Raw genomic sequence first — 13,741 nt, 5'->3', positions numbered from 1 at the left:
ACGAGTCCCTGATCGTCAACGCGGGGGTCGATGATCCGCCCGCGAATGCCGGGGCAGCGCCATCGGCGGCGGTTGCCGGGATCGGGAACGGGCGCGGGCCCGCGTCAGGACGCGAGGGAAAACCGCTCCTTCGCCCCATCGGCGGCGCCGGTCAGGTCCGCGTAGTCCTCGATCGCCGCAGGACGGCCGATGAGATAGCCCTGCGCGGAGTGGCAGCCTTCGCGACGCAGGAAGTCGAGTTCCTCCGCCGTCTCGACACCTTCGGCGACGACGCGCATGGCGAGGCCTTTCCCGAGGCCGAGCACCGAGCGCACGATGGCGGCGTTCTGCTCGTTCCTGTCGGCCGCCGACATGAAGGACCGGTCGATCTTGATCACGTCGAAGGGAAACGATCGCAGGTTCGAGAGCGACGAGTAGCCCGTCCCGAAATCGTCCATGACGATGCTCACGCCGGCGGCCTTCAATTGCTGCAAGGCCGAGAGGGCACGGACCGGATCGCGGATCAGGGCCGTCTCCGTGATCTCGATCTCCAGGCGCTTGGGATCGAGGCCGGTCTCCGCGAGGATCCTCTCCACCCGCCCGACGAAGTCCGCGCTGTGGAGCTGGACCGCCGAGACGTTGACCGCCACCGAGAGCGGGCATGTCCAGGACGCCGCGTTCCGGCAGGCCTGTTCCATCGACCATTCGCCGATGGGAAGGATGAGATCGGATTCCTCGGCGATGGGGATGAACAGGTCGGGTGCCACCGATCCGCGCGTGGGATGGGTCCAGCGCAGGAGGGCTTCGAAACCGGTCACGTTCCCTGACCCGACATCCAGTTGCGGCTGGTAGACGAGGGTGAGTTCGCGGTTGCGGACGGCATCGCGCAATTGCCGTTCCATCAGGCTCCGGTCGCGGACATCGGCACCCATCCTGGCTTCGAAGAAGCGGTGGCCGCCGCGGTTTCTCAGCTTGGCCTGACGCAGGGCGGTATCGGCGCAACGGGCGAGGGCGCCGTGCTCGATGGCGTCGTCCGGATAGATCGCGATGCCGATGCTGGCGCCGATCTCGACCTCGCTCTTCCCGGTCCGGATCGACGTGGTGATCCGCTCGGCGAGGCGGCTCGCATCCACGGCGTCGTCGCAGATGCTGAAGAGCGCGAATTCGTTGCCGCCGAGCCGCGCCAGGATCTCGTGCTCGGCCAGGGACGTCGTGATCACGCAGGCGACGAGCTTCAGCAGCCTGTCGCCCGCCTCGTGGCCGAGAAGGTCGTTGACGTCCTTGAAGCGGTCGAGGTCGATCCGCAGTACCGCGAGCTTGCGCCGCGTGGCTCCGGCGATCCGCAACTCCTGTTCGAGGGCTTCGAGGAACGTGGTTCGGTTCGCGAGCCCCGTCAGGGCATCGTGCCGTGCCAGGTATCGGATCCTGCTCTCGGCATCGCGCTCCGATCGAAGGTCGCGGACCGCGATCGCCCATCGCTGCTGCCCGCCATCGTCCATCGGGCTGACGATGAGCGCCACCGGAACGAGGTCCCCGTCCATCGTCGTCAGGAGGGTCTCGGCCTGCCGCTGCGGACGATGGCCGAGCCGCGGCAGATCCAGCACGTCGGGAAGGAAACGGGCGAGGCCGATGCCCGAGAGGGTATCGATCTCGGCGCCGACGAGGGTGGCGAAGCTCCAGTTCGCACTGACGATGACGTCGCCGCGGCAGATGATCAGTCCTTCCGGCGTCGCGTTGGCGAGCTTGCTGAGATGCTCGCGGGCGGTGTGGGCGTTTCTCTGCTCGTGGAGATCGAGCCCCAGGGCGCCCAGGGCCAGCAGCACGATCGCGGTGCTGGCCCCCGCCACGGCGATGGCGAGCCAATTGCCGGGAATCGATGAGGTCGGCACGTCGAGGGACGCATCCGGGACCAGCGTGACCGCGGCCATCGCGGTGAAGTGCAGGCCGCAGATCGCGGCGAGCAGGAGAAGGGCCGGACCGACGATGCGCCGCGATCCCTGCGAGACGGCCACCCGGACGGCCGAACCTCCCAGGATCGTCCCGACGAGGATGGAGAGGAGAACGATCCCCCTTTCCCAGACCACATGGGCGGCGCTCTCATAGGCGGCCATGCCGGTGAAATGCATGATGGCGATGCCGGCGCCGACGACCATGCCGCCGATCCAGGGGGCCATCGGCCCCCGCATGCCGATCGCCAGGGCGAGTCCGGCGCCCGTGGTGCAGATCGCCAAGGCCAGCGAGAGCAGGGTCAGGCCGAGATCGTAGCCGCTGGCGATGCCCGGTGCGAAGGCCAGCATGGCGATGAAGTGGGTGGCCCAGATGCCGAAGCCGCCGGCGACGGCCGCGATGCAGAGCCAGGTCGTCCTCAGCCTGCCGAGGGCACGTCGCGCGTGACGCAGGAGAGTGACCGTGCTCAGGGACGACAGGGCGCACATCACCGCCGCCAGACCGACGAGACGCCAGTCGTGGACATCGGCGAAACAGCCTGCAACCTTCAGCATTCGACTACAACCTTGGGATCACAGGCCGGCCTTAGGCTGGGACCACTCTAAACAAAGTCTAGAACGACGTGATTGGCCGTCATTCGTCAACAAATACTGAATCGAGCGTCGCCTCTGGCTTTGATGTAACTCAGAATTCAATCGCTGACGCATAGTAATCAAGAATATATCGTTATATTAACATCAATTATATTACTTTCACAATGTAATTCAGATGTAATCCGCAGTACTGCGCACAGAAAGATTTTTCGATGGATATGGCGGACCGGGCAGGCTTCGGGCGAGCCGGTCGCACCGCTCGGCCGAAAGGTGTAGGTCCGGAGATTGCGAGACATGGTGGCGAGTCCGCCATCCGGACCTTGGGGAGACACCGTGACCAGCAGCGAATGGCGTCCGATGGAATCCGTGGCCGATGCCGAGACGGCAGTCAACCGTCTGGCGGCCTTGCACGCGAGTGCGATCCAGTCGCTTCAGGCCGCCCTGACCTGTTATCTCGCCGGCGGTCCCGCCCCAGACCATGCCGAGCGGCTCCAGTTCCGCTATCCCGAATTGCGGATCACCTATCAGCCCGCCGGGCCGATCCCCCGGGTATCCCGGGCGACGGCGAAGTTCCAGGCGCCGGGCACCTACGCGACGACGGTGACCCAGCCGGCGCATTTCAGGCCCTATCTGCTCGAACAGCTGAGGCCGCTGGTACGGGATTACGGGGCGACCCTGGAAGTCGGATTGAGCGCGCAGGAAATCCCCTATCCCTACGTGCTGGAGCTTGGTGCCGATCTTTCCGGCAACGGCATCACGCCGCGCGATCTCGCCACCTACTTTCCGGTGCCGCTGCTCTCGGTAGTCGGCGACGAGATCGCGGACGGTCTCTGGGTCGCCCCGCCCGACGAGCCGCGGCCCCTGGCGCTGTTCGACGCGATCCGGGTCGACTATTCCCTGCGCCGTCTCGTCCACTATACCGGCTGCGACTGGCGCGACGTCCAGCCCTGGATCCTGCTCACCAACTACCATCGCTACGTCGACGGCTTCATCCGGCACGGGCTGGAGCAGCTCGCTAGCGGGCAGGGCGGCTACGAGCGCATGATCCTGCCGGGCGGCATCTCCGTCTCGCGGGCGGAGGCGGCGGGCATCGATCCGGCGACCCTCATTGCCGCCTCGCCCTGGCACAAGTTCCAGATGCCGGCCTATCACCTCGTGGCACGCGGTCCCGACGGAGCGATGCAGGGCACGACGCTGGTGAATATCGGCGTCGGCCCGTCCAACGCCAAGACGATCACCGACCATCTCGCGGTGCTGCGTCCGCATTGCTGGCTCATGGTCGGCCATTGCGGCGGCCTGCGGCAATCGCAGACCATCGGCGACTACGTCCTCGCCCATGGCTATCTGCGCCGGGACCGCATCCTCGACGAGCTCGTGCCGCCGGACGTGCCGGTGCCGGCCCTGGCCGAGGTCCAGCTCGCGCTCCAGGCGGCCGCCGCCAGCATCACAGGCGAGACCAGCGAGGATCTCAAGCGCCGCTTGCGCACCGGCACCGTCGTCACCTACGACGATCGCAACTGGGAACTCCGCTTCAGCCAGGAACGGCGGCGGATCAATCTGTCGCGCGCCATCGGCGTCGACATGGAAAGCGGTACCATCGCGGCGCAGGGATACCGGCTGCGCGTTCCCTACGGCACGCTTCTCTGCGTCTCCGACAAGCCGCTCCACGGCGAGATCAAGCTGCCCGGAGCCGCCAACGCCTTCTACGAGCGGGCGGTAGCCGAGCACCTGCTCATCGGCCTGTCCGCCCTCGATATCCTGCGCGCCGACCGCAACGGCCTGCATTCGCGCAAGCTGCGGAGCTTCGACGAGCCGCCGTTCCGGTGAGACCGCGTCGTGCGACTTAAGGAAGCGTCCTCTCCCATCCCAGAGTGATGCCTGATGGATGATGTATCAGGCAATTCCTGCGGTACAGGAAGGCCAAGGCGGAATTTTATTACAGGATAGCGCTTTAATAAGCTGTTATGTGTATTGAATTAGGGCTCGATCCAGAGGGCGTATCATAACGTTGCGCCCAAGTCCGTATGCTTAGTGCCGTCGGGCTATCTCGGATTTCGGGATGTTGTGGCTGAAAATGAAGAACCTCAAGATTACTACCAAGATCGGCACGATCTTGTCCTTGATCGTTTTGGTTGCCATTGCATCGACTGTTCTGTCGCTGAGGAGTCTTGGCGTCGTCCAGGAAACCTCCTCTTGGACGGCGCATACCCACGACGTCCTGGACGCGACCAACCGGATGACGAGTGGCATGGTCGATCAGGAGACCGGCATGCGCGGCTTCCTCATCTCCGGACAAGATTCGTTCCTGGATCCCTACATCGCCGGTCGGAAGGTGTTCGAGACGGCTCTGGCCTCCGCGCGGACCCTCACGTCGGACAATCCGGTCCAGCAGAAGCGTCTGGCGGAGATCGCTGACTTCGCCCGCAAATGGAACGAAACCGTCGCGCAGAAGGAGATCGCCCTGATGCGCGATCCCGCCACCCGCAGCGAGGCGCAGGGCCTGGAAGCGTCGGGCGCGGGCAAGGCGAGCATGGATGCCATTCGCGCCAAGGCTGCCGAGATCGCCGCCGAGGAGAAGGCCCTGCTCGAGACGCGCAGCATCGCCGCCGCGGAGGCCGTCGATACTTTCCGTCTGACGAACATTCTCGGTCTCGTGGCGATGGTCGCCATCGCCGTCGTCAGCCTCCTGATCCTCCAGCGCGGTATCGCACGTCCGATCACCGTGATGACGGGCGTCATGAGTCGCCTTTCACAGAACGACGTATCCGTCGACGTCCCCGATATGGAGCGCCGCGACGAGATCGGCGCCATGGCCGGGGCCGTAGCCGTGTTCAAGACCATGATGATCCGCACGAATCAGCTCGAAGCGGAGGCGGAGCTCGGGCGCGCCAGCGTCGAGACGCAGCGCAAGGCGGCCATGCGCGAACTCGCCGACGCCTTCGAGGGTGCGGTGGGCGGCATCGTCACGGCCGTGTCCTCCGCATCCACGGAATTGCAGGCCACCGCGCAGTCCATGAGCGTGACGGCGACCGACACCAGGAGCCAGTCGACCACGGCCGCGGCGGCGGCGGATCAGGCCGCGACCAACGTGACGATGGTCGCCAGCGCGGCGGAGGAGCTCGGCGCTTCGGTCCATGAGATCGGACGTCAGGCCAATTCCGCCGCCAACCTCGCCGGCAATGCCGTCCGTCAGGCCGCCGAGACGGCGGCCCTCGTGGCCGCCCTCAGCCAGGGGGCCTCCAAGATCGGCGATGTCGTCGGAATGATCAGCACGATCGCCAGCCAGACCAACCTCCTCGCCCTCAACGCCACCATCGAGGCGGCTCGCGCCGGAGAGGCCGGACGTGGTTTCGCGGTGGTCGCCACGGAGGTGAAGGAGTTGGCTGGACAGACCTCGCGCGCCACCGACGAGATCTCCCGCCAGATCGGCGAGATCCAGGGCGCGACCACCCAGGCCGTCGCCGCGATCACCGGTATCGCCGACAGCGTGCGGGAGATGAGTTCGGTGGCGACCACCATCGCCGCCGCCGTCGAGGAGCAGGGCGCCGCCACCCAGGAGATCGTACGCAACGTGGCCCAGGCCGCCGTGGGGACGACCGAGGTCACGTCGAGCATCGCGGGCGTCGCCTCGGCGGCGTCCGGCACGGGAGAGGCGGCGGGCCATGTGCTCACTGCCGCTTCGGAACTCTCGCAGCAGAGCGAGCATCTCGGCTCCGAGGTCGGACGGTTCCTCGCCACCGTGCGCGCCGCCTGACCTGACCCCGATCACGCATCGCGGCCACGGTCGCCTGAGCCCCCTCCCGTCCTCGGACGGGAGGGGGCTCCCTGCGTTCAGGGGTTGGGAGACGAAGGCTGCGTTTCACGACGCCATCACCATTTCCCCTCGGACCCGCACGTGTCGTGTTTCAACGACGAAGCCGGAAGCCCGTCGGCGCCGGAGTGATCCGGTGCCGGCTGCCGTTACTCGCCTCCGGATAGGCGAGTGGCTCCTCGCGCCTCCGCGACGGCGTCCGGAGGGAAGCGGAAATGGGCACCCTGCCTCGCGCATCCCTCACCGGATCGCGTCAGCTACCGCTCGCGCCGCCACAATCCGGCCCGCTCGGAACGGGCCTGCTCCTCGGCCGCCAGGAGGTCCGACGGGGCATCCTCCGACGCGCGTGCACCGCCGGCCGTGAGGATCAGCGAGGCGAGATCGTCGCCGTCGATCTGGCAGCGCAGTCCCTGCGGCGCGGCGTCTTCGGTGCCGCCATTCGCGGCCTGCGCGCAGACGACCTCGCGCCGGCGCAGGTAGCGGGCGAGCTGGCGGGCGAGGGCGCCGCGTTCGCCGTCGACGCCGAGCAGGCGCACGGTCCGGCCCCGGAACGACAGGGTGCCGGTGTCGATCACCTCCGGCACGCCGCGCAGCGCACCGGCGACGATGGGGTCCTTCGCCGGTGCCGGTTCGGCCCGGGCCGCGGAGGGACGCTTGCGCCGGCTCGCCATCTGCGTGTTGGCGCGCTGCATGAAATCCTTGAAGATCGCGGCCGGCAGGTCGCCGCCGCCGACCTTGTTCATCGAGGAATTGTCGTCGTTGCCGATCCAGACACCGACGACGAGGTCCGGCGTGACCCCGACGAACCATGCATCGCGGTAATCCTGCGTGGTGCCGGTCTTGCCGCCCACCGCGAGGTTGGCGATCCGCGCGGCCCGCCCGGTGCCGCTATCGACCACGGCCTGCAGCGAATCGAGCATCATCGCGCGGCTGTCGCCCGGGAGCGGCGTCGCCGGCTTGGCATCGGGGCGCAGGTAGAGCGGGTCGGGGCCGGTCCCGCGGATGGCGTGGACGCCGTAGGTGTCGAGGGGCTGGGCGCCCGCAAGCACACTCGCATAGGCCCGTGTCATCTCAAGGAGGGACACCTCTGCCGAGCCGAGGGCGAGGCTCGGCACGTCGGGCAGGTCGGAGGTGACGCCGAGCTTGCGCGCCGTCTGGATCACCGACGCCATGCCGATCTCGTCGGCGAGCTGCGCCGCGATGGTGTTGATCGATTGCGCGAAGGCGGTGCGGAGAGGGACCGCCCCGCGGAAACGTCCGCTCGCGTTCTGCGGCTCCCAGTCCCCGATCTGGATCGGACGGTCCACCAGTACGGTCTCGGGCGTCAGGCCCTTCTCGTAGGCGGTGAGGTAGACGAACAGCTTGAACAGCGAGCCGGCCTGGCGCTTGGCCTGGGTCGCCCGGTTGAACTGGCTGTCCTCGTAGTCGCGCCCGCCGACCATGGCGACGATGGCGCCCTCCTTGTTGAGGACCACCATGGCGCCCTGGCTCGCCTTCTTCTTCGCCCCTTCCGCATCGAGCCGGCGGGCGACGACCCCCTCGGCGAGACTCTGCAGGTCGAGGTTGAGGGTCGTGCGCAGGGTGACGTCGCCGGGCGTGTCCGAGAGGCGCTTGGCATCGGCCGCCACCATGTCGAGGAAGTAGTTGGTGCCGGGCGGGGTCTCGGGCGGCGTGCGCAGGGTGATGGTCTGGGCCCGTGCCGTGTCGGCCTCGGCGGCGCTGATCGCGCCGGTCTCGACCATGGTCTGCAGGACGATGTCGGCACGCTCCTTGGCGCCGCCGAAATTGCGCGTGGGAGCGAGCTGGGACGGGGCCCGAACGAGGCCGGCGAGCATCGCGGCCTCGGGCAGCGTCAGCGCCTTCGCGCCCTTGCCGAAATAGCGCCGCGACGCGGCGTCGATCCCGTAGGCGCCGGCCCCGAAATAGGCGGTGTTGAGGTAGCCGAGGAGGATGTCCTCCTTCGACATCGTGCTCTCGACCCGGAAGGCGAGGAAGGCCTCCTGGATCTTGCGGCGGAGGGTCTTCTCCTGGGTCAGGGAGGTGAGCCGCACGTATTGCTGCGTGATCGTGGAGGCGCCCTCGCGCACGCCGCCGCTCACCGTGTTGCGCCAGAGCGCCCGCACCAGCCCGCGGGGATCGACGCCCCAATGCGAGTAGAAGCGCCGGTCCTCGATGGCCACCACGGCCTGCGCGAGATGCGCCGGCATGTCGGCGGCGGTGAGTTTCTGCCCCTGGAAGGCGCCGCGGGTCGCGAAGACCCGGCCGTCATCCGCCTCCACCGTGAGGGCGCGCTGGCCGCCTTCCGGCACTACGCCCCCGAGCGGCGGCAGCGTCGCGAAGCTGTAGAGGACGAGGCCGGCGAGGAAGACCAGGGGCAGCGCGATGATCGCGAGCCCCGCCACGAGGTAGGGCCGTGTCCGTAACCGAGCCGACCACCCTAAGCGTGGTGACGAGCCCGTCTGCCCGCCGCCCGGCAACGCGTTCACCGTCGTCGGGCCCGCGCGTCCGCCATGTGTCGCGATCGGGCGGGACGAAAGGCGGGATCTCAGTCCGGAGACGACCGGGCCGCTGGCTCGCCCCATTGCACGGCCGGCGCCGACCAGCCCGCGCATGAGGGAACGCAGACCGGTGACGAGCAGGAAGACGAGTTGCCTGAACAGGGTCCGGGCGGCCTGCCCCGCCTCGCGCGCCGCCTTTCGGGCATCCTGCCCGTCGCTGGGGTTCGGGCGTTCCGGATCTGGATCTGTCATCGGCCGCCGGCTGTCGTCCTGCTCCACAGCCCCGGTCGGGTCTGGCTCGGCCGTTCTAGAACGGAACGAAGCCGCGGCGCCATGCCGTCGGCGTCACGCCCTCAGAGTCTCGCCGTGGCGGCCGCGCAGGCGGAAGGCGAGAATGAGTAGCATCGCGCCGAACAGCATCGTGTAGGCGCCCATCCACCAGGCGAGGACCAGGGCCGACATGCCGGGATTGATGAGGAGGGCGATCCCGAACAGGATCGAGACGGCGCCGCCGAGGCCGAGCCACCAGCGTCCGTAATGCAGATGCAGCCTGAACGCGGCGGCGATCATCAGCCCTCCGGCGATCAGGGCCCAGAAGGCGATCAAGTAGACGAAGGCCCAGACCGCGGCCGCCGGCACCATCACGGCCGCCACGGCCACGACGATGTCGAGGCTTCCATTGGCGAGGAGGTAGCCCCAGCGTTCGTGCCTCTGCGCCGCGCGGATCGAAGACAGTACCGCCGTGATCCCGTCGACCAGCATGTAGGCCGCGAAGAACAGCACCAGCGACAGGACGAAGGCGCCAGGCGCGATGAAGGCGATGGCGCCGAACAGGATCGCGAAGGCGCCACGAAGGGCGATGAGCCACCAGTTCCGCGCCAGCGCACTGCTCATGGCATCGAGGCGTTCCCGACCGATCGGCGGGACGACCCGAGGCGGGGGCGAGCCGGATTGCGGAGGAAGCGAGGTTCCGGTGGTCATCGGCGGGTCCTCATGTCTGGGAGGCCGCCCAGGTGCGTGCGGCGGACGATCGATCCTGGCTGAACGTCGGATCGACATGCCCGTTCCGCTGCGATGCGGCGAAACCGATGAGGATCATTCGTCCGCGCCAGACGCGTGTCGAGAATCTCGGGGGTCCGGGATCACCCTTCGGGCGTTCGGGAAGGGGGGCAGGTTTCGAGGCCTGATTTCCAAGCGCTCCTTCCCTGGACGGCCAGAGCGAAGCGAAGGGCGATCCGGGGCCCAGCACGACAGCACGCGAAGCGTCCGGATCCTCGAAATCCGGCCATTACTCCTTCGGCAGCGCCTCGGTCATCTGCATCCGCCGGGCCGGCGGCGAGAGGCGCAGGGAGGCGTCGAGGAGGGCCGAGGCCTGGCTCGCATCGCCGGCGCCGTCCGGCGCACCGTCCTGCCCTGAGACGAGGGCGGTGACGCCTTCGTACTGGTCGAGCCGGCGGTCGATCATGTCGCCGAGGCGCTCGCGGACTTCTGCCACGGTGAGGCTGCGGCGGTGCTTGCCGGCCTTCTCCGTAAACAGGCTGCGATTGGCGCGGGCGGCGGCACGGAAGGCCTGCTTGGCGACCTTGTCCGGGTTGTCGGTGCTGAGGGCCAGGAACTTGCCGGCGCTCGACGTACCGAGGAAATGCGCGAGGTAGAGTTCCGAGGTCTTCAACTCGCGGCCGATGCGCTGCTCGATCCGCGCGCGGTCGCGCTTGATCAGCTCGCCGGCCATGAGGGCGGCGACATAGGGATCCTGTCGCAGGCGCAGCACACGGACGCGGGTAGTCTCGTCCTGGATCGTGATGGCGCTGCCGCGGCCGGTGATCGCGTTGGCTTCGGCCTCATAGCCGTAGCGGGCGCCGTAGGTCCGCACCAGTTCGAGCCAGGTGGCGGAGAGGAACTGGAACAGGCCCTCCGCCGACGACGTCGACGCCTTCACGGTGGTCGAGAAGCTCGATTCCTTGTCGGCCAGCGCCATCATGTAGACCGGATCGACGCCCGTCTCGGTGGACGCCTTCAGGATTGTCTCGACGATGTCACGCGGCACCGTCATGTCACCGAAACGGAGGACGTCCCGGCCGGCGCTCTCGCGGGTCTGCGGAAGTGCGGCGAGATCGGTCTCGATGAGGCTCGCCGTGGCCGGTTCCTGATCGAGGAGGGGAACCCCATCCCAATCCGAGGGTTTGTCGATCGTCGCGGCGCTCAGATCACTGGCGACGAAGGCCCGCTCGTCGATGCGGTCATGGGCGGTGGCCGCCGGCGCGAGGGCGCTCTGGGGCAGTACCGACCCGAGCAGGAGGCCGATCGCGATCTTCGCGAAAATTGCCCTGGCCGATGTCGTGTTGCCGGGTCGTTTGGTGGTGCGCATGGCGCCGGGTTTCAGCCAGGCGACCGTGTCTGCATGATCCAGGGTCTCGTTGGGCACGAGACGGCACACGTCGTCGGCGCAGAGCGCCGGCTCCGGGAAAAGCCCCATCATTGTTCCTTGTTCGTGCCACGGCGTTCTAGGCCGCGGCTTCGATCAGTTCAGCGAGCGGACATCTCGCCGGGAGCTGTGACCACATTGGGACAGCTCCGTGATTCAAGCGTGGCACGCTTAAGGAACGGTTAAGGCTATGATTTAACGATATTTTAACGAAACGTTCGGGCGCGGTTCAGGCCGGCCGCGTCAAAAAGGCGTCCTGGCCGGGGTTGGAACGGATCATCCGGAGACCAGTTAGGATGGGCCTGAAGGGTCGGCTCTCGCTGGCCGAAGACAACGCCTCGACGGACCCACTAAAGGAAGCCTTATTCCAATGAGTATGCAGACCGGTCGCCGTGTCGGCGTTGCCTTCGTCGGTATGGGTGGCGCAGTCGCCACCACCGCCATCGCCGGCATCGAGATGATCAAATCCGGATCGAACCGCCTCGACGGTTTGCCCCTCGCAGGGCTCTCGGTCGCCGGATTGGCCGATTACAAGGACCTCGTCTTCGGCGGCTGGGACCTCAACGACGACGATCTCGCCTCCGCCGCCACCGGCCATGGCGTGCTGACCAAGCAGGATATCGAGAACGGCGCCCAGGTGCTCAAGGGCATCAAGCCCTGGCCGGCCGTCGGCAGCGCCAAATTCTGCAAGAACATCGAGGGTGCGAACCGCATCGTCGCCGCCGACCACCGCGAGGCGGTGTCGGTCATCGCCAACGACCTTCGTCGCTTCCGTCTGGAGAGCAATCTCGACGAGGTGGTCGTCATCAACCTCGCCTCCACCGAGCGCTGGCCCGATCTCCAGGCTCCGGCCCTGAATTCGCGCGCGGCCTTCGAGAAGGGCCTCGATTCGAGCGATGAATCGATCAGCCCGGCGATGCTCTACGCCTATGCGGCGATCCAGAGCGGCGTGCCCTACGCCAACTTCACCCCGAGCGTGGCGGCCGACGTTCCGGCTCTGATGGAACTCGCCCGCGAGATGGGCGTGCCGCTGGCCGGCAAGGACGGCAAGACCGGCCAGACCATGATGAAGACGGTGCTGGCACCCGCCCTGAAGGCCCGCGCCCTGCACGTCGACGGCTGGTTCTCCACCAACATCCTCGGCAACCGCGACGGTCTCGCGCTCAACGACAAGGATTCGCTCCAGTCGAAGCTCAACACCAAGGGCACCGTGCTGGATTCGATCCTCGGCTATCCGGTCGAGGACCATTTGGTCCACATCCACTATTATCGCCCCCGCGGCGACGACAAGGAAGCCTGGGACAACATCGACGTCACCGGCTTCCTCGGCCAGCGCATGCAGATCAAGGTCAACTTCCTCTGCAAGGATTCCATCCTGGCCGCCCCCCTGGTGATCGAGATCGCCCGCGTCCTCGACTTGGCCAAGAAGCGCGGCGAGAGCGGTCCGCAGGAGCAGCTGTCCTCGTTCTTCAAGGCGCCCATGGTCGCCAACGGCCACGGGCCGGAGCACGATTTCGGCAAGCAGCAGCACATGCTCCTCGACTGGCTCGGCGTGCGTCAATGACCACGTCCGATACGGGGGGCGGCATGGCTGCCCCCTTCGCGCTGCGCGATCTGTTCGTCGAACTCAACGACCTGAAGCGCGTGCATTCGGCTGGCCGCATCGGCTCCATCGCCGAGCGGCTGTTCGCGCAGGGCTGGTCGGCTCTGACCGGGGGCGCCGATCTCGAGACGGTGGCCCTCGACATCACGGCCAAGGCCCTGGCGGCCTCCCGCCTCTGCGATCTCGATGCCGCGTTCCTGGCCTCCACCGGCCTCGATCAAGTGCAGATCGGCGACATTCTCGTCTCCGGTCTCGATGCCGTCGGCGGCGCGGTCGATCCGGAACTGAAAGCTCGTCTCGCCGATGTCCTTCAGCGTGGCGAGGCGTTGCAGCCCGGCCATCTCCCGGCCTTCGTCGCGGCCCTGAACCATCAGCCGAGGGCCGGCGTCACCTGCCCCGGCAGGGCGCGCATCCTGCTGGAGCCACCCGAGAACCATTCCGAGCATTGCCTGATGGTGGCGGTCTACGGCGTCGTGCTCAGCCCATTCTACCGGGCCGATCCGGCCGTGGTCTTCCTTGCGGCCATGAGCCACCATTTTCACAATGCGGCGATGCCGGATGCCGGCTTCACCGGCGAGATGCTCCTCGGCGACCATCTCGCGCCGATCATGGCGCGCACCACGCAATGGGCCCTCGACGATCTCGATCTACCCCTGCGCGAGATTGTGGAACGCGCCCGCGCGGTCCTTCCCGACGATGCCACCGCGGAGGGCCGAGCTTTTCACGCCGCCGATTGCATCGACCGCGTCCTGCAGATCGCCCAGCATCTGCGCGCCGCCTCCCTGACCATGGGAACCGTGCTCGACGAGATGGAACTGGTCCATGCCGGCCCGGTGAAGGGCTTTCACGACCGTGTCCTCAGGGATATGCGAATCCCGTGATGGT

At 67.4% G+C, this 13,741-nt stretch carries 8 protein-coding genes; 4 read left to right on the top strand and 4 right to left on the bottom strand.

Annotated features, from left to right (window positions below):
• Window positions 1–104 precede the first annotated feature (104 nt).
• Window positions 105–2,480 (bottom strand): EAL domain-containing protein, encoded by a 2,376-nt coding sequence (locus tag ACFQ4G_RS12320; RefSeq protein ID WP_238202702.1) that lies wholly within the window; start codon window positions 2,478–2,480, stop codon window positions 105–107.
• A gap of 396 nt (window positions 2,481–2,876) precedes the next feature.
• On the opposite strand from ACFQ4G_RS12320, the gene ACFQ4G_RS12315 reads away from it, so the two are divergent.
• Window positions 2,877–4,346 carry an AMP nucleosidase gene (locus ACFQ4G_RS12315; protein WP_238202762.1) on the top strand — a complete coding sequence of 490 codons (1,470 nt, stop codon included), beginning with the start codon at window positions 2,877–2,879 and terminating at the stop codon, window positions 4,344–4,346.
• 232 nt (window positions 4,347–4,578) lie between these two features.
• Window positions 4,579–6,273 (top strand): methyl-accepting chemotaxis protein, encoded by a 1,695-nt coding sequence (locus ACFQ4G_RS12310; RefSeq protein WP_238202700.1) that lies wholly within the window; start codon window positions 4,579–4,581, stop codon window positions 6,271–6,273.
• Between the two features lie 314 nt (window positions 6,274–6,587).
• Here the strand turns inward: ACFQ4G_RS12310 and ACFQ4G_RS12305 are convergent, their stop codons facing one another.
• The 3 genes from ACFQ4G_RS12305 to ACFQ4G_RS12295 form a co-directional block, all read right to left on the bottom strand.
• On the bottom strand, window positions 6,588–9,080 hold the full coding sequence (locus ACFQ4G_RS12305; RefSeq protein ID WP_238202697.1) for a PBP1A family penicillin-binding protein: 2,493 nt from the start codon (window positions 9,078–9,080) through the stop codon (window positions 6,588–6,590).
• Between the two features lie 93 nt (window positions 9,081–9,173).
• Window positions 9,174–9,809: an HdeD family acid-resistance protein gene (locus ACFQ4G_RS12300; protein ID WP_238202694.1), complete on the bottom strand. Its 636-nt coding sequence runs from the start codon at window positions 9,807–9,809 to the stop codon at window positions 9,174–9,176.
• A 307-nt stretch (window positions 9,810–10,116) separates the two neighbouring features.
• Window positions 10,117–11,307, bottom strand: coding sequence for a transglycosylase SLT domain-containing protein (locus ACFQ4G_RS12295; protein ID WP_238202692.1), 1,191 nt, complete (start codon window positions 11,305–11,307; stop codon window positions 10,117–10,119).
• Between the two features lie 316 nt (window positions 11,308–11,623).
• Between ACFQ4G_RS12295 and ACFQ4G_RS12290 the strand changes: the two genes are divergently transcribed.
• Together ACFQ4G_RS12290 and ACFQ4G_RS12285 are read left to right on the top strand one after the other, a co-directional pair.
• Entirely contained in the window at window positions 11,624–12,817 is a 1,194-nt protein-coding gene (locus ACFQ4G_RS12290) for an inositol-3-phosphate synthase (RefSeq protein WP_238202689.1), read from the top strand.
• A gap of 23 nt (window positions 12,818–12,840) precedes the next feature.
• Window positions 12,841–13,737 (top strand): HD domain-containing protein, encoded by an 897-nt coding sequence (locus tag ACFQ4G_RS12285; protein WP_238202687.1) that lies wholly within the window; start codon window positions 12,841–12,843, stop codon window positions 13,735–13,737.
• Window positions 13,738–13,741: the final 4 nt, after the last annotated feature.

Source organism: Methylobacterium marchantiae (genome assembly GCF_042679825.1).
GTDB classification, from domain to species: domain Bacteria; phylum Pseudomonadota; class Alphaproteobacteria; order Rhizobiales; family Beijerinckiaceae; genus Methylobacterium; species Methylobacterium marchantiae.
The sequence above is the reverse complement of the archived record's forward strand: the minus strand, read 5'-3'. Positions and strand labels throughout refer to the sequence as shown.

Coding starts and splice junctions, on each gene's coding strand:
- ACFQ4G_RS12320 (WP_238202702.1), bottom strand. CDS start 2,480: ATGCTGAAGGTTGCAGGCTGTTTCGCCGATGTCCACGACTGGCGTCTC.
- ACFQ4G_RS12315 (WP_238202762.1), top strand. CDS start 2,877: ATGGAATCCGTGGCCGATGCCGAGACGGCAGTCAACCGTCTGGCGGCC.
- ACFQ4G_RS12310 (WP_238202700.1), top strand. CDS start 4,579: ATGTTGTGGCTGAAAATGAAGAACCTCAAGATTACTACCAAGATCGGC.
- ACFQ4G_RS12305 (WP_238202697.1), bottom strand. CDS start 9,080: ATGACAGATCCAGATCCGGAACGCCCGAACCCCAGCGACGGGCAGGAT.
- ACFQ4G_RS12300 (WP_238202694.1), bottom strand. CDS start 9,809: ATGACCACCGGAACCTCGCTTCCTCCGCAATCCGGCTCGCCCCCGCCT.
- ACFQ4G_RS12295 (WP_238202692.1), bottom strand. CDS start 11,307: ATGATGGGGCTTTTCCCGGAGCCGGCGCTCTGCGCCGACGACGTGTGC.
- ACFQ4G_RS12290 (WP_238202689.1), top strand. CDS start 11,624: ATGAGTATGCAGACCGGTCGCCGTGTCGGCGTTGCCTTCGTCGGTATG.
- ACFQ4G_RS12285 (WP_238202687.1), top strand. CDS start 12,841: ATGGCTGCCCCCTTCGCGCTGCGCGATCTGTTCGTCGAACTCAACGAC.